This window comes from Ensifer sp. YR511 (assembly GCF_900103045.1).
In the GTDB taxonomy this organism is placed as follows: Bacteria; Pseudomonadota; Alphaproteobacteria; order Rhizobiales; family Rhizobiaceae; genus Ensifer; species Ensifer adhaerens.
Genome location: NZ_FNGR01000013.1, coordinates 1 through 20,459 on the forward strand (window position 1 = coordinate 1; position 20,459 = coordinate 20,459).

Genomic DNA, 20,459 nt, shown 5'->3' on the forward strand with positions numbered 1-20,459 from the left:
CGGCTTTTGCGCGAAAAGCTCGGCTGGTCGAAGGAGAAGCTGCAGGTCACCTTCCAGTCGCGCTTCGGGCCTGAGGAATGGCTGCAGCCCTATACCGACAAGACGGTCGAAAAACTTGCGCAGGACGGTGTCAAGCGCATTGCCGTCCTCAACCCGGGCTTCGTCTCCGACTGTCTGGAAACGTTGGAAGAGATCGCCGAGCAGGCGGCCGAAAGCTTCCATCACAATGGCGGCGAGAAGTTCACCCACATCCCCTGTCTGAACGACAGCGCCGAAGGCATGGCCGTGCTCGAACACGTCGTGCGCCGGGAGCTTGCCGGCTGGCTTTAAGCGTCCCATCACCCCACTTGAACGGCGCGCTGGCCGCCAGCTCAGGATGAAGGAGCCGCGCTCTTCCCCACCGGCGAGTGCGGCAATCTAACATTTTGAATTTACGCGCAATCCGCGGAAAACCGATTCCGAAGGGAAACGGAATACGCTAGACTGCAGCCACAGGTCGAGATTGCAATTTAAGGGGGTAAGTCTTGGGCGGAATGGATATCGTCGTCATTGGCTTCGTGGTGCTCATCATCCTGGTCCTCTTCATGGGGATCAAGACGGTGCCGCAGGGCTACCGCTATACGATCGAGCGCTTCGGTCGCTACACCAAAACGCTGGAGCCGGGCCTCAATCTGATCGTGCCGTTCATCGACCGCATCGGCGCCAAGATGAACGTGATGGAACAGGTGCTCGACGTTCCGACCCAGGAAGTCATCACCAAGGACAATGCCAGCGTTTCGGCCGATGCCGTCGCCTTCTATCAGATCCTGAATGCGGCGCAGGCCGCCTACCAGGTCGCGCATCTGGAAAACGCCATCCTCAACCTGACGATGACCAACATCCGCTCGGTCATGGGTTCGATGGACCTCGACGAACTGCTCTCCAACCGTGATACGATCAACGACAGGCTGCTGCACGTCGTCGACGAAGCTGCCAGCCCCTGGGGCATCAAGATCACCCGCATCGAGATCAAGGATATCGCCCCGCCGAAGGATCTCGTCGATGCCATGGCGCGCCAGATGAAGGCCGAGCGCGAGAAACGCGCGCAGGTGCTCGAAGCCGAAGGCGCCAGAAACGCCCAGATCCTGCGCGCCGAAGGCGCCAAGCAGTCGGCGATCCTGCAGGCCGAGGGCCAGCGCGAAGCGGCGTTTCGTGACGCCGAAGCGCGCGAGCGCCTGGCCGAGGCAGAGGCGAAGGCAACCAAGATGGTCTCCGAGGCCATTGCGGCCGGCGACGTGCAGGCGATCAACTACTTCGTTGCCCAGAAGTACACCGAAGCACTCGCCTCGATCGGCACCGCCAACAACCAGAAGATCGTGTTGATGCCGATGGAAGCTTCCGCGCTGATCGGTTCGCTCGGTGGCATCGGCGCCATCGCCAAGGAAGTCTTTGGCGACAGCCAGACGGCGCCAGCGACCCGCCCGCGCCAGTCGACGCCGCGCACCACACCAGCTTTCCCGACCGATCCCGCGCAAGGGAAGTAGACGATGATCGAACGCGCCATTCAAGAACTCGGGCCCTGGAGCTGGTGGGTTCTGGGCTTCGTGCTTCTCGCCGCCGAGCTCGTCGCCCCCGGCGTGTTCCTGATCTGGATCGGTGTCGCCGCCTTGGCAGTCGGCATCCTCTCCCTCATGCTTTGGGAGGTCGGCTTCTGGACGTGGCAGGTCCAGCTCGTGCTGTTCGCGCTGCTCTCGGTGGCGGCCGTTCTCCTTGGCCGCCGCTTCGTTCTCTCCACATCCGAGACCACCGACGAGCCGCTTTTGAACCAGCGCGCCGAAAGCCTCGTCGGTCGCACCGCGGTCCTGGAAAAACCGATCGCCGAAGGCCGAGGGCGCATCCGGCTCGACGACACGTTCTGGGTCGTTGAGGGACCGGACCTGCCGGCCGGTACAAGGGTGCGCGTCGTTTCCACCCACGGCCGCAACCTGACCGTCGAAAGCGTAACCGCAAGCGGCTGATGCCACGACGTTTTTTCCGTTTGGAAACGATTGATTAACCACGTCGCTTTACGGTTGCGAAAGGATTGCAATCAGGCTCGTGGACAAACGGCATATGGTGCCAGGCTCATCTCGCTCGATCAAAGGAGGCGCGCGGCGTTCGACGTCGCTGGCGTTGCTGCTGGCCGGCACGGCGATGCTTGCCCCCGCATCCTTGAACGCCCAGACCGCCACGACCGCTCCCGCCACCGCTCCGACGACGACCACCTATGGCGCGGGCACAGCGCCTTCAGCCGTTCCGGCCGCGACGCCCGCAATCACCGATCCGCAGACCACCGGCGCCGTCAGCGCTGACGACCTGACCCCGGCCTCTAACGAGGATTACCTTCGCCTGAACCAGCGCGAGCCAACGATCGACGGTCTGCGGTTGCGGACCGATAACCCCGAATACGATCGCGCCCCGGGCATCCGAATCGGCACCTTCACGCTGCGCCCCAGCGTCAGCGAGACCATCAACCACGAATGGCGCAAGGACGGCGACACCAAGACCAGCCGCGGCTATCTCGAAACCGGAATCCGCGGCACCTTGACCTCGGACTGGTCGCGGCATCAGCTGACCGTCACCGGCGAAGGCGTGTTGCAGAACAACATCTCCGGCGAGGGCGAGGAAGAGCCCCGCGCCAATGTCGATGCGGAACTGCGGCTCGATCTCTGGGACGAAACGATCGCCCGTCTGCGCGCCGGCTACAGTTTCGAGCGCGAGGACGCCGACGACCCGAACGCGATCTCCAACGCCAAAAACCAGTCCGCGGTCAACACCTACCGCCTCGGCGCGGCCGTTGAGCGTGATTTCGGTCTGATCCGCGGCTCGGTCGGCATCGATTTCGACCGGCGCACCTATGGTGATGTCGAACTCGAAAACGGCACGAACCTTTCGGTCAAGTATCGAAACCGCAACACCGGTGTGCTCACGGCCCGCGTCGGCTACGAACTGTCGCCGGCATTGATCCCGTTCCTCGAAGCCTCCGTCGGCAAGTCGCTCTACGATCTGCGCGAAGATCCGCTCGGCTTCGAACGCTCCTATCAGACCTATGCCGCACGCGGCGGTATCGAGCTCGACCTCGGCGAGAAGCTCTATGGCGAGCTCGGCCTCGGCTACGAAACCTACAATTTCGAGGATGACCGGCTTGGCGAACTCCGCGGCCTGTCGGTCGATGGCCGCCTCAACTGGTCGCCGCAACGCGGCACCGACGTGCTCTTCGCCGTGTCGACCGACCTCAACCCGTCGACGACGCCCGGCGACGCTGGTTCGATCGATTACAACCTCACCAACATCATCACCCACCAGATGCGCTCGGATCTGGTCGCGCGGCTGACGAACAGCCTGACGCTGCGCAACTACCCCTCGAACGCCCGCTCGTCGGACGAGACCACCTGGCGCACCGGCGCCGGCCTCACCTACGACATCAACCGCTACCTGGCGCTGACGGGCGACGTCAGCTACGAGCGCACCACCCGCGATCAGGGCGACACCACCGACATCACCCGCGTCGGCGTCGGGTTGACGCTGCGCCGCTGAGGCAATCCCATCATCCAGATTAAAAAAGGCCGCGCCCGATGGACGCGGCCTTTCTTGCCTTCGAGAAGAGAAGGCCGATTACTTCAGGCTGCCGAGCAGGCTCTTCAGCGGGCCTTCGACGGTCGGACGGATATCGCCACGCTCGAGCGCGAAGGCGACGTTGGCCAGAATGAAGCCGTCCTTGGCGCCACAGTCATAGGTATCGCCACGGAAGTGGTAAGCGGCGAACTGCTGGTTGTCGGAAAGCTTGAGCATGCCGTCGGTCAGCTGGATCTCGTTGCCGGCGCCGCGCTCCTGCTTTTCGAGAATCGGGAAGATCTCCGGCTGCAGGATGTAGCGGCCGTTGATGAAGAAGTTGGAGGGGGCAGTGCCCGGTGCTGGCTTCTCGACCATCTTGGTGATCTTGAAACCTTCGCCGACCTTGTCGCCGACGCCGACGATGCCGTATTTGTGCGCCTGGTCCGGCGCGCATTCCTCAACCGCGATGACGTTGCCGCCGCTCTGCTCATAGAGCTCCACCATGCCCTTCAGGCAGCCCTTCTCACCCTTCATGATCATGTCGGGCAGGAGCAGCGCGAAGGGCTCGTTGCCGACGAGTTCACGGGCGCACCAGACCGCGTGGCCAAGGCCGAGCGGCGCCTGCTGGCGGGTGAAGCTGGTGGTGCCGGCCTTCGGCAGGATGCCGTCGAGCAGCGCGATCTCGGCCTTCTTGTTGCGCTCGCGCAGCGTCTGGTCGAGCTCGACCTGAATGTCGAAATAGTCCTCGATGACAGCCTTGCTGCGGCCGGTCACGAAGATCAGATGCTCGATACCGGCTTCCAGCGCTTCGTCGACCACATATTGAATGACCGGCTTGTCCACCACCGTCAGCATTTCCTTCGGCACGGCCTTGGTCGCCGGCAGGAAACGGGTGCCCAGTCCTGCGACCGGGAACACGGCTTTGCGGACTTTACGCTTGTCGGTCATCGATACCTCCTTGAAAGGATTTCACTCATAACTCTTGCCGAATGGTCCTGGACGTCAATCCGTCCCTAACCATACAGCGCTCCGTAATGGAGCCGCAATCTCTATGCCGTCAGCTGAACACAGCATGAACCGACGAAACAAATGCATATGCGAACTCCACGACCAAGGCTTGACATTTTCTGTGGCCGAAGACGCCACCACATTTTCATGGTAAAGGGTTTGTTGACCACGTTTCTGTAGATTCGTTGCAATCCGGCAATGCAACAAGCGCGGCCGGATCCGAAACAGGAGCCGCCGACGACTGCCCCCACCGTCCAGGCTGGCCCCAGACTGCCACCTTGCGGAGTGATTCGGGCCATGACGGCCGAAGCTCCGCAGAGAAACGGAACCGACAGCTGATGATCAGAAACCGCAGGACGTTTTTCCGTCATATCGCAGCCGCCCTCGTCCTATCCGCCGCCACGCTCGGCACCTCCCCCGCGCGCGCCGATACCGGGTTCCAGAACTGGATCAACGAGTTTTACGCGACCGCCGCCCAGGCCGGCATCACCAAGGCAACCTATCGCCAGGCCTTTGCCGGCGTGAAGTCGCCCGACCAGACGGTGATCGACAAGGCCAACTACCAGCCGGAGTTCAAGCACAAGATCTGGGAATATATCGATTCCCGCGTGAACCCCTACACCAAGCGCGTCGGCCAGGAGATGGCGACCAAGCACGCCCGCACGCTGAACGCGCTGGAGAAACACTTCGGCGTCGACAAGACCATCCTGCTGGCCATCTGGTCGATGGAGTCCAACTACGGCGCCGTGCTGGAGAAGGATGACCGCCTGCACTACGTCCCGCGCGCGCTCGCAACCCTTGCCTACGCGGATCCGAAGCGGTCGAACTATGCCAAGAAGCAGCTAATCGCCGCGCTGAAAATCCTGCAGAAGGGCGATATCACCCCACGTGAGCTGACGGGCTCCTGGGCGGGCGCCATGGGCCACACCCAGTTCATCCCCACGAGCTACCTGCTCTATGCGGTCGACGCAGACGGAAACGGTCACCGCGACATCTGGAACTCGGTGCCAGACGCGCTGGCGACCGCCGCCAACCTTCTGAAGAAAAATGGCTGGCAGCCGGGCGAGACCTGGGGCTACGAAGTCGCCCCGCCGGCCAACGCCGCGAAGTATTCGGGCCAGACGAAGACGCTCAAGGAATGGGCGTCGCTCGGTTTTGCCCGGCCGAACGGCAAGGGCTTCCGCAACGGCAGCACGCGCGCCGAGCTCAAGCTGCCGAGCGGTGGCAACGGCCCCGGCTTCCTGATGACCAAGAACTTCTTCGTCATCAAGCGCTACAACGCGTCGGACAGCTACGCGCTCGGCGTCGGCCTGCTCGCAGACCAGATCGCCGGCTACCAGGGCATGCAGCAGCGCTGGCCGCGTCCGGACGGTTCGCTTGACATCAGCGAGAAGTTCGAGCTGCAGAACCGGCTGAAGGAGCTTGGCTACTACAGTGGCGAAGTCGACGGCAACTTCGGCTCCGGCTCCAAGGCCGCGATCCAGGCATTCCAGTCGAAGAACGGACTGGCGCCGGATGGTGAGCCGACGCAGATGCTGCTGCGGGCGCTCCGCAACTAGCAGGTTCGAAACGGTTTCACGATCTGAGTATCCGTGAGATACAATAGGGCAAGCGCGCTGCACCCCCGTGCGGCGCGCTGAAACTTTGGTGCGGCAAGGCCGCCCGAATACGCGATGAACGGGGCAGAAAGCAGATGATCAGCAGGCGCCGCAGGCACGATAGCCGTACGCCGTTCGGGATTGCGACGATCTGCATTGCCGTTGTGGCGATGCTCACCGTCAGCCTTTTTGCGAGCTTTGCCGAGGCGCAGGAGCGCGTTCAACGCCGCACCTTGTTTCAGATGCTCTTCGGCGGCTTGACCCGCGAACGGCCGACCTACCAGGATCGCGACTATTATCCCGAACAGCCGCGCCCGAAGCGCCAGCGCCAGCCGCAACAGCGGCAGAAGGGCCAGGGGCAGCAGAAGCAGAAGCCAAAGGTTGCCGACACCCCTGCCCCGGCGCCGATAGTGGTGGAGAAGGCGCCGGATGCCAAGAAGGTGCTCGTCGTCGGCGACTTCATGGCCGGAAGCCTTGGCGACGGCCTGAAGACGGCCTTCGAGATGACGCCCGGCATCACCATCGAGACGCGGGCGAACGGTTCGTCCGGTCTCGTGCGCGAAGACTATTTCAATTGGCCGGGCACGCTGCCGGGCTATGTCGGCGACGTGAAGCCGTCGGTCATCATCATCAGCCTCGGCGCCAACGATCGCCAGCAGATGCAGATCGGCAGCACCAAGGAGAAGTTCCGCTCCGACCTTTGGACGGAAGAATATCGCAAGCGTGTCAACGCGCTGGCAGCCCTTGCGCGCAAGGAAAAGCTGCCGGTTCTCTGGGTCGGCATGCCGCCGTTCCAGTCGGCCGCGATGACCGCCGACATGGTCACCTTCAACGGCATCTATCGCGAGGAGATCGAGAAGGTCGGCGGACAGTTCGTCGACATCTGGGACGGCTTCGTCGATGAGGGCGGCAAGTTCGTTCTGACCGGCTCCGATATCAACGGCCAGCAGGTGCGCCTGCGCGGCGCCGACGGCGTCAACCTCACCAAGGCCGGCAAGCGCAAGCTTGCCTTCTACGTCGAGAAGGACATCCGTCGGCTGCTCGGCGATGCCGCCGCCACCGACAAGAACGTGCCGGGCGCCGACGAGCTCAAGGACCTGGTGGTGACCGCACCGCTCGGCAACGAGGATATCGTCAAGACCCAGCCGATCGGGCTGACCGATCCGGCGCTGGATGGCGCCGCGTCCCTGCTCGGCAGCGCCGCACCGGACAAGGGCAACGGCAAGAGCCCACGCGACCTGCTGGTTGGCAAGGGTGACGTCGCCGCCGCTCCGGCCGGCCGCGTCGATGACTTCCGCCTCTCGAAGCCAAACACGGTCATCAGCAACCCGGTGATCCGCAACTAGGCCGACGATCCCCATTCAGCCTTCTGGCACACCATGAAAAAAGCCCCGCATCGCTGCGGGGCTTTTTTCATGCTTGGGAGTAATGCCTTAGCGCGGCAGCGTGGTCGAACCCATCAGCGCCTCGTCGATCGCACGCGCCGCCTGGCGGCCTTCGCGGATCGCCCAGACGACGAGCGACTGGCCGCGGCGCACGTCGCCGGCCGTCCAGAGCTTGTCGACCGAGGTCTTGTAGTCGCGCTCGTTGGCGACGACGTTGGTCGAGCCGCGGCGGTCGGTGTTGAGCGTCAGCTTGTCGCCGAGGTCCTTGATCACGCTGTTGGTGAAGGGACCACTGAAACCGATGGCGATGAAGGCAAGATCCGCCTTGATGATGAACTCCGTGCCGGCGACCGGCTTGCGGCGATCATCCACCTGGCAGCACTTCACGCCGGTCAGGTTGCCGTCCTCGTCGCCGATGAACTCAAGGGTCGCCACCTGGAACTCGCGGATGGCGCCTTCGGCCTGGCTCGAAGAGGTGCGCATCTTCGTCGCCCAAAACGGCCAGACGGCAAGCTTGTCTTCCTTTTCCGGCGGCTGCGGACGGATGTCGAGCTGGGTCACCTTGACGGCGCCCTGGCGGAAAGCGGTGCCGACACAGTCGGACGCGGTATCACCACCGCCGACGACGACGATATGCTTGCCGCCGGCAAGGATCGGCTGCGACGGCCAGCCGACGCTGTCGATGTTCTCGCGGCCGACGCGGCGGTTCTGCTGGACGAGATAGGGCATCGCGTCATGCACGCCGGCGAACTGGACGCCGGGGATTCCCGCGTCGCGCGGGGTCTCGGAGCCGCCGCAGTAGAGCACGGCGTCATGCTCGTCGAGCAGGCGCTGCATCGGAACGTCGACGCCGACATTGATGCCGCAGTGGAAAGTGACGCCTTCGCCGCGCATCTGGTCGACGCGGCGATCGATGAAGTTCTTCTCCATCTTGAAGTCCGGGATGCCGTAGCGCAGCAGGCCGCCGGGCTTGGTTTCGCGCTCGTAGACGTGCACCTCGTGGCCGGCGCGGGCAAGCTGCTGGGCCGCGGCCATACCGGCAGGTCCCGAGCCGATGATCGCGACCTTCTTGCCGGTCTTGGTGACGGCCGGCTGCGGCACGATATAGCCCATTTCATAGGCCTTGTCGGCGATCGCCTGTTCGACGGTCTTGATCGCGACCGGGGTGTCTTCGAGGTTCAACGTGCAGGCTTCCTCGCACGGCGCCGGGCAGACGCGGCCGGTGAATTCCGGGAAGTTGTTGGTCGAATGCAGGTTGCGGATCGCCTCGTCCCAGTTGCCGTTGTAGACGAGATCGTTCCAGTCCGGGATCTGGTTGTGCACCGGGCAGCCGGTCGGGCCGTGGCAATAGGGGATGCCACAGTCCATGCAGCGAGCAGCCTGCTTCTGCACTTCCGGTTCTGACATCGGAATGGTGAATTCGCGAAAATGGCGGATGCGGTCGGACGCCGGCTGGTACTTTGCCACTTGCCGGTCGATCTCGAGAAATCCAGTTACCTTACCCATCGTTTCATCCTGAAAGCTGTGCGTCTGAACAGGCGCTTTTTGCGAGCGCGCGTGAGGGGCCCCCGAACCGATCTGTGATGAACCGGGAGCCTTGGTCACCGGGGCCTCCTATTCGGCCGCCTCTGCCATTTTCATGCGTTCCATATCCTCGAGCGCACGGCGGTACTCGACCGGCATGACCTTGCGGAACTTCGGCCGATAATCCGTCCAGTGATCGAGGATCTCCTTCGCCCGGGGCGAACCCGTGTGGTGAAGGTGGTTGGAGATGAGCTGATAAAGCCGCTCCTCGTCGTGGCGCGTCATGTCGCCCGACACGTCGACCATGCCCTTGTGCATGATGTCGCCGCCGTGGTGGTGCAGCTTCTCCAGCATGTCGTCCTCTTCCGGAACCGGTTGCAGCTCGACCATCGCCATGTTGCAGCGACGGGCGAAATCGCCTTCCTCGTCGAGCACATAGGCGACACCGCCCGACATGCCGGCCGCAAAGTTGCGCCCCGTTCCGCCGAGCACGACGACGACGCCGCCGGTCATGTATTCGCAGCCGTGGTCACCCACGCCCTCGACGACCGCGACCGCGCCGGAGTTGCGCACGGCGAAACGTTCGCCGGCAACGCCGTTGAAGTAGCACTCGCCCGAGATCGCGCCGTAAAGCACGGTGTTGCCGACGATGATCGATTCTTGCGGAACGATCGTCGCATTTTCCGGCGGCCGGACAATGATGCGACCGCCCGAAAGACCCTTGCCGACATAGTCGTTACCGTCGCCCACGAGATCGAAGGTGATGCCGCGTGCGAGGAACGCGCCGAAGGACTGGCCAGCCGTGCCCTTGAGGGTCACGTGGATGGTGTCGTCCTTCAGGCCCTTGTGGCCCCAGCGCTTGGCAAGAGCACCGGCAAGCATCGCGCCGGCCGAACGGTCGACGTTCTTGATCTCGGCTTCGATCTTGACCGGAGCCTTGGTTTCGAGCGCGACCGCCGCTTCCTTGATCAGCTTGCGATCGAGAACATCGTCGATCGGGTGCTGCTGGCGCGTGGTCCAGTAGGTCTCTTCCTTCTTGGCTTCCACCTTGTGGAAGATCTTCGAGAAGTCGAGGCCGTTGGCCTTCCAGTGCGCAAGCGCACTGTCCTTTTCGAGCAGTTCCGAAGCGCCGACGATGTCGTTGAGCTTCCTGACGCCGAGCGACGCCAGGATCTCGCGCACTTCTTCGGCCACGAAGAAGAAGTAGTTGATGACGTGCTCGGCCGTGCCCTTGAAGCGCTTGCGCAGCACCGGATCCTGGGTCGCAACGCCGACGGGACAGGTGTTGAGGTGGCACTTGCGCATCATGATGCAGCCGGCGGCGATCAGCGGTGCGGTGGCGAAGCCGAATTCGTCGGCACCGAGCAGCGCGCCGATGATGACGTCGCGACCGGTCTTCAGACCACCATCGACCTGAAGGGCGACGCGCGAACGCAGGCCGTTCAGCACCAGCGTCTGCTGGGTCTCGGCCAGACCGATTTCCCAAGGGCTGCCGGCGTGCTTCAGCGAGGTGAGTGGCGAAGCGCCGGTACCGCCGTCGAAGCCGGCGACAGTGATATGGTCGGCACGCGCCTTGGCAACGCCGGCGGCAACCGTGCCGACGCCAACTTCCGAGACGAGTTTGACCGAAACGTCGGCTTCCGGATTGACGTTCTTCAGATCGTAGATCAGCTGCGCCAAGTCTTCGATCGAGTAGATGTCATGGTGCGGCGGCGGCGAAATCAGGCCGACGCCCGGGGTCGAATGCCTGGTCTTGGCAACCGTTGCATCGACCTTGTGGCCGGGCAGCTGCCCGCCTTCGCCGGGCTTGGCCCCTTGCGCCACCTTGATCTGCAGCATGTCGGCATTGACCAGGTACTCGGTGGTCACGCCGAAGCGGCCGGACGCGATCTGCTTGATCGCCGAACGTTCCGGGTTCATCGAACCATCGGGCAGCGGCAGGTAGCGATCGCTTTCCTCGCCCCCTTCGCCGGTGTTCGACTTACCGCCGATCCGGTTCATGGCAATCGCCAGCGTCGTATGCGCCTCGCGGCTGATCGAGCCGAAGGACATGGCCCCGGTCGAGAAGCGCTTGACGATATCGACGGCCGGTTCGACCTCGTCGACCGAGATCGGCTTGCGGCCAAGGGCGTCGGCGCTCTTGATCGTGAACAGGCCACGGATGGTGTTCATGCGCAGCGCCGAGTTGTTCACCATCTCAGCGAACTCGCGGTAGCGGTCCTCTGCGTTGCCACGAACTGCGTGCTGCAGCGAGGCGATTGCGTCCGGCGTCCAGGCATGGCTTTCGCCGCGCATGCGGAAGGCATATTCGCCACCGATATCGAGCGAGTTGGCGAGAACCGGGTCGGCGCCGAAGGCCGCCTTGTGGCGGGCGACGGTTTCGGCGGCGATCTCTTCGAGGCCGATGCCTTCGATCGTCGTCGCCGTGCCGAAGAAGAACTGGTCGACAAGCTTCGACGACAGGCCGACGGCGTCGAAGATCTGCGCGCCACAATAGGACTGGTAGGTCGAGATGCCCATCTTGGACATGACCTTGAGGATGCCCTTACCGACGGCCTTGATGTAGCGGTAGACCACTTCGCTGCCGTCGACTTCCTTGGGGAACTCGCCACGCTTGTGCATGTCGGTGAGCGTATCGAAGGCGAGATAGGGGTTGATCGCCTCGGCGCCGTAGCCGGCGAGCAGGCAGAACTGATGCACTTCGCGCGGTTCGCCGGATTCAAGCACGATGCCGACCGACGTGCGCAGACCCTTGCGGATCAGGTGGTGGTGCACGGCGGCGGTCGCGAGCAGCGCCGGGATCGCCACGCGGTCCGGACCAACCTGACGGTCGGAGAGCACGATGATGTTGTAGCCACCCTTTACCGCCGCTTCGGCACGCTCGCAGAGCCGATCGAGCATTTCGGGCATGCCTTCGGCGCCGCGCGAAATGTCATAGGTAAAGTCGAGCGTCTTGGTGTCGAAACGATCCTCGGTGTGACCGATCGAGCGGATCTTTTCGAGATCGCCGTTGGTCAGGATCGGCTGGCGCACCTCGAGCCGCTTGGCATGCGCCATGCCCTCGTGGTCGAGGATGTTCGGACGCGGACCGATGAAGGAGACGAGGCTCATCACCAGCTCTTCGCGGATCGGGTCGATCGGCGGGTTGGTGACTTGCGCAAAGTTCTGCTTGAAATAGGTGTAAAGCAGCTTGCGCTTGTCCGACATCGCCGAGATCGGCGTGTCGGTGCCCATCGAGCCGATCGCTTCCTGGCCGGTCGTCGCCATCGGCGACATCAGGATCTTGGTGTCTTCGAGCGTGTAGCCAAAGGCCTGCTGACGATCGATCAGGGAAACGTCGCGACGGAGCGCACGCGGCTCCACCGGCTTCAACTCTTCAAGGATGAGCTGCGTGTCTTCGAGCCACTTGCTGTAGGGGTGCTTTTGCGCGAGCGAGGACTTCACCTCCTCGTCGGAGATGATGCGGCCTTGTTCCATATCGATCAGGAGCATCTTGCCCGGCTGCAGGCGCCACTTCTTGACGATCTTGTCTTCGTCGACCGGCAGCACGCCGGCTTCCGACGCGAGAATGACGCGATCGTCCGAGGTGACGATGTAGCGGGCCGGACGCAAACCGTTGCGGTCGAGCGTCGCGCCGACCTGGCGACCGTCGGTAAAGGCGACAGCTGCCGGACCGTCCCACGGCTCCATCAGCGCTGCGTGGTATTCGTAAAACGCCTTTCGCTCAGGCGACATCAACTGGTTGCCGGCCCACGCCTCGGGGATCAGCATCATGACGGCGTGCGACAGCGAATAGCCGCCCTGCACCAGGAACTCGAGTGCGTTGTCGAAGCAGGCGGTGTCCGACTGGCCTTCGTAGGAGATCGGCCAGAGCTTGGAGATGTCGTCGCCGAAGAGCGGCGAGGAAACCGACGCCTGGCGCGCCGCCATCCAGTTGACGTTGCCGCGCAGCGTGTTGATTTCGCCGTTATGGGCGACCATGCGGTAGGGATGGGCGAGCTTCCACGACGGAAACGTGTTGGTCGAGAAGCGCTGGTGAACGAGCGCCACCGCACTTTCGAAGCGCGGGTCGGACAGATCCTTGTAATAGGCGCCGACCTGGTAAGCGAGGAACATGCCCTTGTAGACGATCGTCGAGGACGACAGCGACACGGGGTAGAAGTTGCTCTCCTCGCCCTTGTATTCGTCATAGATACGGTTGGAGATCACCTTGCGCAGCGTGAAGAGACGGCGCTCGAACTCCGGGTTCGTGGCGGCGTCACGGCCGGCACCGATGAAGATCTGGACATGGCGCGGCTCGGTCGCGGCGATTTCCGGCGCCTTCGACAGCGACGCGTTGTCGACGGGCACGTCGCGGTAGCCGATGAGCACCTGGCCCTCTTCGGTGACGACGTCCTTGATCACCTGCTTGAAGTGTTCGACGAGCGCATCGTCCTGCGGCATGAAGATGTGGCCGACGGCATATTCGCCCGCCTTCGGCAGGGTGATGCCCTGCTTGGCCATCTCCTCGCGGAAGAAACGGTCGGGAATCTGCACGAGGATGCCCGCGCCATCTCCCATCAGCGGGTCGGCGCCGACGGCACCACGGTGCGTCAGGTTTTCGAGCATGAAGAGACCATCGCGCACGATCTGGTGCGACTTCTGACCCTTCATATGGGCGACGAAGCCGACACCGCAGGCGTCATGTTCGTTGCGCGGATCGTAGAGCCCCTGTTTTCGCGGCAGGCCAGTCGGGAATGCGGGCGTTTTTTCAGCCGTCGCAACGCTGTGTGCGAGGTTGAGCCCAGATTGCTGTGATGGCGAATGATCCGTCATCGTTTTCCCTCCTGTTGAACCCGGCACCGCCGGGCATGGCACCGCCCGCGCATGACTCTTCGTTGCGTGCAAAGACACGCCGAAAAGCCGGGGCACTCATCGTCTCATGATCCTGATCAGGTCGCAAATAAGCACGGCATCATCAGGCACTGATGTCTGCGACCATCCTGACGGCAGGCGATAACAACCGGATGAAATCCGGCCAATCCTCCCGCTTCGCACGCCGGATGCCACTTTTTTAGGCACTCACGGCGATTGTTCCGGTCCCTAGACCGAAATAGGACAGCAAACCTGTCCTATTTCATGTGCTCTATGCCAGAAACCACCCCCCTCTGCAAGAGGCATATCAGCAAATAATGGAGAAGATTTTGCCGAACATTGCCGGAAATTTCCGGCTTTTATAATTTAATTACGACATATCGTCGTTTTCTTCATTTTGGTTTCAAACTGGTCTCCTGTTGGCCTTTCGCCCGCTGACCGTGATTGATCCGGCTATAAACTCGGCTAAGGTCGGAAAAAGCCGTCGAATTGACGGTGAAACAGGGTGAGAAGTGATGATTTTTTCGTCTGATAACTGGGCTGGCGCCCATCCCGCGATTGCCGAAAGCCTGATGGCCCATGCCGGCGGCTACGCGTCGGCCTATGGCACCAGCGAGCTTGACCGGAAGGTGGAAAAGAAGTTCGCGGACATCTTCGAAAGGGACGTCGCCGTCTTCTTCGTCGGCACCGGAACAGCCGCCAATTCGCTGGCACTGGCAACAGCCAACCGCGCCGGCGGCGTCGCCTTCTGCCATCGCGAGGCCCATGTCATCGCCGACGAATGCGGCGCGCCCGAATTCTTTTCGCATGGCGCCCGACTGAAACCCGTCGACGGACCGCGGGGCAAGATGGAGGCCTCCCGCCTTGAAGCCGAGATCCGGCGCTTCCCGCTCGATAACGTCCATGGCGGCCAGCCCAGTGCGGTATCGCTGACGCAGGCGACGGAAAGCGGCACGGTCTATTCGCTCGCCGAAATCGAAGCGATCGCGGCCGTCGCCAAGGGACACAAGCTGCCGCTGCACATGGATGGTGCGCGCTTCGCCAACGCGCTGGTCAGCCTCGACGTAACGCCCGCCGAAATGACCTGGAAGCGCGGCGTCGACCTCGTCTCCTTCGGCGGCACCAAGAACGGCTGCTGGTGCGCCGAGGCGCTGGTGCTGTTCGACCTCTCCAAGGCCCACGAGATGCACTTCCTGCGCAAGCGCTCCGCCCAGCTTTTCTCCAAGTCGCGTTTCGTCTCGGCGCAGTTCGACGCCTATTTCGCCGGCGATCTCTGGCTGAACCTCGCCCGTCACGCCAACGCCATGGCCACACGCCTGGCCGAGGGCATTGCCGCCGCAAAGACGAGCCGGCTTGCCTGGCAGGCCGATGCCAACGAGGTCTTCGCCATCATCAGCAAGGATGTGGCGACGAAGCTCAGGCAGGATGGCGCCGTCTTCTACGACTGGCCAGTGCCGCACGACCTCGAGGGCAAGCTTGCTGAGAACGAGGGCCTCTATCGCCTCGTCACCAGCTTTGCGACCAAGGCCGAGGACGTCGACCGCTTCGTCGCCGGCTGCTGAGCGGTATCGGTATCAGCCCTGCCTTCAAGACTGCCCTTGCAGGGTCCTCAGATTGGCGAGGATTTCGACCGAGAGCGCCGCACTCAGCTTTCGGTCGACGCCCTTGCTCGGCACCAGCACGAATTCCACGTCTTCGAGCGGCGGCAGGAGCCCGGCCGGGATTTCCTTCAGCCCCGAGGGCACCATGCTGCGCGGCTGCACGAGCACGCCCATGCCGGCACGGGCCGCCGCCGTCAGGCCGCTGAGGCTGCCACAGGTGCATACGATCCGCCACGGCAGGCGGTGGCGGTCGAGCACTTCGAGCGCGACGCTGCGGGTGATGCTCGGCGGCGGAAAGGCGATCAGCGGCAGCACCTTGTCGCGCTTGATCCTCTCGGGATCGCGCGCCAGCCAAACCAGCGGTTCGCGATAGACGAGCTCGCCTCTGAGGTCGCCGAGCCTGCGCTTGGCAAGCACCAGATCGATCTCGCCATTGTCCTGCATCTGGTAGAGCACGCCGCTCAAGGCCACCGTGAGTTCCAGATCGACCGACGGATGGGCGCGGACGAAGTCTTCCAGCACCGCCGGCAGCCGGCTCATGACGAAGTCCTCGGAGACCCCGAGGCGGAGACGACCGCGCAAACTGCTTTCGGCAAACAGCGCCCGGACCTCGCCGTCGATCGCCAGCATCGAGCGCGCGTGGGCAAGCAGCGCCTGCCCGTCTGCCGTCAGCGAAACGCGGTGCGTATCGCGGTCGACGAGCGTGCGTCCGAGCGAGGCTTCGAGCCGCTGGATATGCTGGCTGACCGTCGATTGCCCGAGCGATAGTTTTTCCGCTGCAAGCGTGAAGCTGCCCATCTGTTCGAGGGCGACGAAACTGCGCAACTGCACGAGATCCAACATAGCTCATCTCATTTCGTGATAACTGTTATTCCTTGCATCCTGCTTCACAATGAGCGATCCCCGCAAGACGTTCGATAACGAGCAAGTGAGCTGATATGCGCCGCTACCTTCCCGATACCTTCACGATCCTGCTTCTGGCGACGGTGCTGCTTGCATCCGTCCTGCCGATCCATGGCGAGGCAACCGAATGGTTCGGATTGGCGACGAAGGTGGCTGTCGGAATGGTCTTCTTCCTGCACGGGGCGCGCCTGTCGCGCGACGTGGTGATCGCCGGCATCCTGCATTGGCGCCTGCACCTGACCATCCTTGCCTCGACCTTCGTGCTCTTCCCGCTCATCGGCCTTGCGGTCGGCTTCGTGCCGGATTCGATCCTGCCGCAATCGCTCTATACCGGCATCCTCTTCCTCTGCGTGCTGCCCTCGACGGTGCAGTCGTCGATCGCATTCACCTCCATGGCCGGTGGCAATGTGCCGGCCGCGATCTGCTCCGCGTCGGCCTCCAACATTTTCGGCATGTTCCTGACGCCGCTGCTCGTCGGGTTGCTGTTTTCCGCCGGCGGCCATGGCACCGTCACGCTCGATGCGGTCAAGCAGATCCTGCTGCAGTTGCTTGCCCCCTTCGTCGTCGGCCAGATGCTGCAGCCCGTGATCGGCAACTGGATCCGCGCCCGCAAGGGACTGTTGGCGCCGGTCGATCGCGGCTCGATCCTGATGGTCGTCTACCTCGCCTTCAGCCAGGCGGTCACCTCCGGCCTGTGGCAGACGTTTTCTCTGACCGATCTCGGCGTGCTCGTCGTCATCGAAATCGTCATGCTGGCACTCGTGCTTGCTGTCACCATGTACGGCAGCCGCCTGCTCGGTTTCGACAAGGCCGACGAGATCGCCATCACCTTCTGCGGCTCGAAGAAGAGCCTTGCGAGCGGCGTCCCGATGGCAAGCGCCATCTTCGCCGGCCAGAACATCGGCGCGATCGTGCTGCCCGTCATGCTGTTCCACCAGATCCAGCTGATGGCCTGCGCGGTGATTGCCCAGCGTTATGCAGCAAGGAAAGCGGCGGCTTCCGCCATGCCGGTACCGGCCCAGCCCTGATTGATCCGGCAACAAAAAACGGCGCCCGTAGAGGACGCCGTTCTTTGTGGGAGGTCTGTTTCATGCCCTGTTCGGGCGTGATGTTCAGAGGGTCTGAGCCTCGATCTGCTTCGGCTGCGATGCGACCGACGCGATCTCGATCCGGCGGGGCTTGGCGGCTTCCGGGATCTCGCGGGTAAGATCGATGTGCAGCAAGCCATTCTTCAGCGAAGCGGACTTGATCTCCACGTGATCGGCGAGCTGGAAGCGGCGCTCGAAGGCGCGCTTGGCAATGCCGCGATGGAGAAACTGGCTTTCTTCGCCCTTGTCCTCGGCCTTTTCGCCCTTGACCGTCAGCGTGTGTTCACGCGCCTCGATCGAAAGCTCGCTCTCGTCGAAACCGGCAACGGCCATGGTAATGCGGTAGGCGTTTTCGCCGGTGCGCTCGATGTTGTAGGGCGGATAGGTCTGGGCTTCACCCGGCTGGCCGAGGCTGTCGAGCATGGTGAACAGGCGGTCGAATCCGACGGTGGAGCGGTAAAGGGGAGAGAAATCGAAGTGACGCATGGTGTCCTCCTTGGAGCAACTTTTTGCGATGTCTGGTCGGCCACCCCATTCTGGCAGTGGCAGGACCGGTGAACGGACCCGTCTTCGGCGCCCGTGACCCTGATTTGGGGAGGCGATTTGACGACTTCAAGACGCCCCCGCCGACGATTTTTCCGTGAACCCGACATGAACGCCGGCTTCGGCTTCCGTTCAGCCCGACGGGACTAAAACAAAATCCTGGGCCGCAACGCCCAGGCTGAAGTGACATGTCCCTTCCCCTTCAGCGGCCGGAAACGGTGATCGTCCGGATTTCACCCACCGTTTCCGGCTTTTTTCTTTGACGGCGAAGACCCTGCCGCCTATCCCTTGATGCTACCGATCAACACGCTTTCACCTCCGGCCACGACCCCATGACCTCGATCCTCCACGCGACACCGGACAATCCGATCCCGGACAATCATGTCGCTGGCTTTTTCGATGGCATCGGCGGCCGCAAGATCCGCTATGCGATCTTCAAGACGAAGCAGCCGGTGGCGCGCGGCACGGTCGTTCTGCTGCAGGGCCGCAACGAATCGATCGAGAAGTACTTCGAGACGATTGCCGATCTGACTGCGGCCGGCCTCTGGGTCGCCACCTTCGACTGGCGCGGCCAGGCCGGCTCCGAGCGGCTGCTGGCGCACCCCGGACGCGGTTATGTCGACCACTTTTCCGACTATGAGCGCGACCTCAGCACCTTCCTCGAACAGATCGTGCTGCCCGATACCCGCCTGCCCTTCTCGATCGTCGCCCATTCCATGGGCGCTCTCGTTGCCCTCTCCCTCGCCCCGATGCTGGCAAGCCGCATCGATCGGCTTGTAGTGCTCGCACCCTTCGTCGGCCTTGGCGGCCAGGCGCTCGGCGAAAAGAGCATCGCGACGGTTGCGACCTTCATGCGGCTGGTCGGCCTCGGCGCCCTGCCGGCACACCCCGACAAGGGCAACCGCCCCTTCGAAAACAACGTGCTGACGGCCGATCGCCGCCGCTACGCCCGCAACATCACGCTAACCGATGCGCATCCGGAACTTAGGCTCGGGCCCCCGACGGCGCGCTGGCTGAGCGAGGCTTTCCACGCCATGCGCCGGGTCATCCGCCGCGAGCATCTGACCCGCATCACCCTGCCGACGATCATCCTGGCACCGACGGCCGATCGGCTGGTACCCCATATCGCCGTCGAATGGCTGGCGCGCAATTTCCGCGCCGCCCAGATGATCCCGATCGACGGCGCCCGACACGAGCTGCTGCACGAGGCGGACCGCTACCGCGCCCAGGCGATGGCAGCGATCCTCGCCTTCGTCATCCCCGAAGAAGGCGACGCGCGCGAAACCAGCGCCGCCTGAAGCAAGCGATCGCTCGCGACAGCGCCGCACGTCCTATCAGACGCGCAAAGGTCACTGTAACACGTTGATTTTACGGATATCTGCACCTGCCGCGCGAGGCGCAGGGCGGATCAGCCCTTCAGGATTTCCAGCGCCTGCGCGTGCAGTTCGGCATTGCCGGCAGCAATAACTTCGCCGCCCATTTCCGCCGGACCGCCCTGCCAGTTGGTGACGATGCCGCCGGCCTGCTCGATCAGAGGGATGAGCCCGCCGACATCATAGGGCTTCAGCCCGCATTCGATTACCAGATCGACATGGCCGGCGGCCAGAAGCGCGAATGCGTAGCAATCGCAGCCGTAGCGGAACAGCCGCACCTTGCTTTGCACCGTCTCATAGCGGGTCTTGAGATCGCCGGAATAGAGATGCGGCGAGGTGGTGAAAAGCACCGCGTCGTCAAGCGATCTGCAGGCGCGCGTCGAAAGCACCTGCTCGCCACCCGGCCCGCGGTAGACCGATTTCGTGCCGTCGGCGAAATAGCGCTCGCCGGTGAAAGGCTGGTCCATCAGGCCCATGACCGCCTCGCCATTGCGATAGAGGCCGACCAGCGTGCCCCAGACCGGCAAGCCGGAAATGAAGGCGCGCGTGCCGTCGATCGGGTCGATGACCCAGACATACTCGCGGTCGAGGCCGATATTGCCGTGCTCTTCGCCAAGAATGCCATGGTCCGGGAAATGCGCCTCGATCAGCGCGCGGATCGCCGCTTCCGCCGATTGGTCCGCTTCCGTTACCGGATCGAAGCCGCTCTCCAGCTTGTTGACCACGCTGGTCCCGATCCGAAAGCGCGGCAGGGTTTCCGCCTTGGCGGCATCTGCAAGACGATCGAAGAAGGCGCGGTCAGGCAACATGGCGATCTCTCAGGAAAACATGGAGGAAGGTACGTCCTGCATAGACGAAATTTGTCGAAAGGCAAACGACCGAGCACGCCCACCTGCGGGCGTCGTCGGCGTCAGGGCCGAAGCATTTCGCACTGCACCACGACCGCTTCGCACTTCAAACGCGACTTTGGAGAATTCAATCGGTTGATTCGCCATTTCCGGCTGAAAAA

15 protein-coding genes are annotated in these 20,459 nt (G+C 63.1%); 9 read left to right on the forward strand and 6 right to left on the reverse strand.

The window, feature by feature from the left end; all coding sequences use genetic code 11:
- From BLU15_RS21200 to BLU15_RS21215, 4 genes are all read left to right on the forward strand, one after another.
- On the forward strand, positions 1–330 hold a 330-nt coding region (locus BLU15_RS21200; RefSeq protein WP_176960325.1), incomplete at its 5' end, for a ferrochelatase.
- A 194-nt stretch (positions 331–524) separates the two neighbouring features.
- Complete coding sequence (locus BLU15_RS21205) at positions 525–1,523, forward strand: SPFH domain-containing protein (RefSeq protein ID WP_089044972.1); 999 nt, start codon at positions 525–527, stop codon at positions 1,521–1,523.
- 3 nt (positions 1,524–1,526) lie between these two features.
- Entirely contained in the window at positions 1,527–1,997 is a 471-nt protein-coding gene (locus BLU15_RS21210; protein ID WP_060581306.1) for an NfeD family protein, read from the forward strand.
- Between the two features lie 94 nt (positions 1,998–2,091).
- The gene (locus BLU15_RS21215; protein ID WP_089044971.1) at positions 2,092–3,555 is read left to right on the forward strand and encodes an outer membrane beta-barrel protein; all 1,464 of its coding nucleotides are present in this window, start codon (positions 2,092–2,094) and stop codon (positions 3,553–3,555) included.
- A gap of 78 nt (positions 3,556–3,633) precedes the next feature.
- On the opposite strand, the gene galU is transcribed toward BLU15_RS21215, so the two are convergent.
- Positions 3,634–4,521 (reverse strand): UTP--glucose-1-phosphate uridylyltransferase GalU, encoded by an 888-nt coding sequence (gene galU / locus BLU15_RS21220; protein ID WP_034786782.1) that lies wholly within the window; start codon positions 4,519–4,521, stop codon positions 3,634–3,636.
- 398 nt (positions 4,522–4,919) lie between these two features.
- On the opposite strand from galU, the gene BLU15_RS21225 reads away from it, so the two are divergent.
- A complete protein-coding gene (locus BLU15_RS21225; protein WP_060581304.1) occupies positions 4,920–6,140 on the forward strand; it encodes a lytic murein transglycosylase in 1,221 nt (406 codons plus the stop codon).
- A 134-nt stretch (positions 6,141–6,274) separates the two neighbouring features.
- Positions 6,275–7,525 (forward strand): SGNH/GDSL hydrolase family protein, encoded by a 1,251-nt coding sequence (locus BLU15_RS21230; RefSeq protein ID WP_090297870.1) that lies wholly within the window; start codon positions 6,275–6,277, stop codon positions 7,523–7,525.
- Positions 7,526–7,612: 87 nt separating this feature from the next.
- Here the strand turns inward: BLU15_RS21230 and BLU15_RS21235 are convergent, their stop codons facing one another.
- Both BLU15_RS21235 and gltB read right to left on the reverse strand, forming a co-directional pair.
- Positions 7,613–9,070: a glutamate synthase subunit beta gene (locus tag BLU15_RS21235; protein WP_034786787.1), complete on the reverse strand. Its 1,458-nt coding sequence runs from the start codon at positions 9,068–9,070 to the stop codon at positions 7,613–7,615.
- Between the two features lie 108 nt (positions 9,071–9,178).
- Entirely contained in the window at positions 9,179–13,903 is a 4,725-nt protein-coding gene (gltB, locus tag BLU15_RS21240) for a glutamate synthase large subunit (protein ID WP_090297873.1), read from the reverse strand.
- Between the two features lie 554 nt (positions 13,904–14,457).
- On the opposite strand from gltB, the gene BLU15_RS21245 reads away from it, so the two are divergent.
- Positions 14,458–15,504, forward strand: a complete 1,047-nt coding sequence (locus BLU15_RS21245; protein ID WP_090297876.1) for a threonine aldolase family protein — start codon at positions 14,458–14,460, stop codon at positions 15,502–15,504.
- Positions 15,505–15,528: 24 nt separating this feature from the next.
- On the opposite strand, the gene BLU15_RS21250 is transcribed toward BLU15_RS21245, so the two are convergent.
- Positions 15,529–16,386, reverse strand: a complete 858-nt coding sequence (locus BLU15_RS21250) for a LysR family transcriptional regulator (protein WP_034786796.1) — start codon at positions 16,384–16,386, stop codon at positions 15,529–15,531.
- A gap of 95 nt (positions 16,387–16,481) precedes the next feature.
- Here BLU15_RS21250 and BLU15_RS21255 point away from each other — a divergent pair, with 95 nt between their 5' ends.
- Positions 16,482–17,474 (forward strand): bile acid:sodium symporter family protein, encoded by a 993-nt coding sequence (locus BLU15_RS21255; RefSeq protein WP_090297881.1) that lies wholly within the window; start codon positions 16,482–16,484, stop codon positions 17,472–17,474.
- Positions 17,475–17,558: 84 nt separating this feature from the next.
- On the opposite strand, the gene BLU15_RS21260 is transcribed toward BLU15_RS21255, so the two are convergent.
- Positions 17,559–18,020 carry an Hsp20 family protein gene (locus BLU15_RS21260; RefSeq protein WP_034786801.1) on the reverse strand — a complete coding sequence of 154 codons (462 nt, stop codon included), beginning with the start codon at positions 18,018–18,020 and terminating at the stop codon, positions 17,559–17,561.
- Positions 18,021–18,409: 389 nt separating this feature from the next.
- Here BLU15_RS21260 and BLU15_RS21265 point away from each other — a divergent pair, with 389 nt between their 5' ends.
- The gene (locus BLU15_RS21265; RefSeq protein WP_090297884.1) at positions 18,410–19,375 is read left to right on the forward strand and encodes an alpha/beta fold hydrolase; all 966 of its coding nucleotides are present in this window, start codon (positions 18,410–18,412) and stop codon (positions 19,373–19,375) included.
- A 110-nt stretch (positions 19,376–19,485) separates the two neighbouring features.
- Here the strand turns inward: BLU15_RS21265 and hisN are convergent, their stop codons facing one another.
- A complete protein-coding gene (hisN, locus tag BLU15_RS21270; protein ID WP_060581316.1) occupies positions 19,486–20,259 on the reverse strand; it encodes a histidinol-phosphatase in 774 nt (257 codons plus the stop codon).
- Positions 20,260–20,459: the final 200 nt, after the last annotated feature.

Coding starts and splice junctions, on each gene's coding strand:
- BLU15_RS21210 (WP_060581306.1), top strand. CDS start 1,527: ATGATCGAACGCGCCATTCAAGAACTCGGGCCCTGGAGCTGGTGGGTT.
- BLU15_RS21250 (WP_034786796.1), bottom strand. CDS start 16,386: ATGTTGGATCTCGTGCAGTTGCGCAGTTTCGTCGCCCTCGAACAGATG.
- BLU15_RS21230 (WP_090297870.1), top strand. CDS start 6,275: ATGATCAGCAGGCGCCGCAGGCACGATAGCCGTACGCCGTTCGGGATT.
- hisN (WP_060581316.1), bottom strand. CDS start 20,259: ATGTTGCCTGACCGCGCCTTCTTCGATCGTCTTGCAGATGCCGCCAAG.
- BLU15_RS21255 (WP_090297881.1), top strand. CDS start 16,482: ATGCGCCGCTACCTTCCCGATACCTTCACGATCCTGCTTCTGGCGACG.
- BLU15_RS21265 (WP_090297884.1), top strand. CDS start 18,410: ATGACCTCGATCCTCCACGCGACACCGGACAATCCGATCCCGGACAAT.
- BLU15_RS21225 (WP_060581304.1), top strand. CDS start 4,920: ATGATCAGAAACCGCAGGACGTTTTTCCGTCATATCGCAGCCGCCCTC.
- BLU15_RS21235 (WP_034786787.1), bottom strand. CDS start 9,070: ATGGGTAAGGTAACTGGATTTCTCGAGATCGACCGGCAAGTGGCAAAG.
- galU (WP_034786782.1), bottom strand. CDS start 4,521: ATGACCGACAAGCGTAAAGTCCGCAAAGCCGTGTTCCCGGTCGCAGGA.
- gltB (WP_090297873.1), bottom strand. CDS start 13,903: ATGACGGATCATTCGCCATCACAGCAATCTGGGCTCAACCTCGCACAC.
- BLU15_RS21215 (WP_089044971.1), top strand. CDS start 2,092: ATGGTGCCAGGCTCATCTCGCTCGATCAAAGGAGGCGCGCGGCGTTCG.
- BLU15_RS21260 (WP_034786801.1), bottom strand. CDS start 18,020: ATGCGTCACTTCGATTTCTCTCCCCTTTACCGCTCCACCGTCGGATTC.
- BLU15_RS21245 (WP_090297876.1), top strand. CDS start 14,458: ATGATTTTTTCGTCTGATAACTGGGCTGGCGCCCATCCCGCGATTGCC.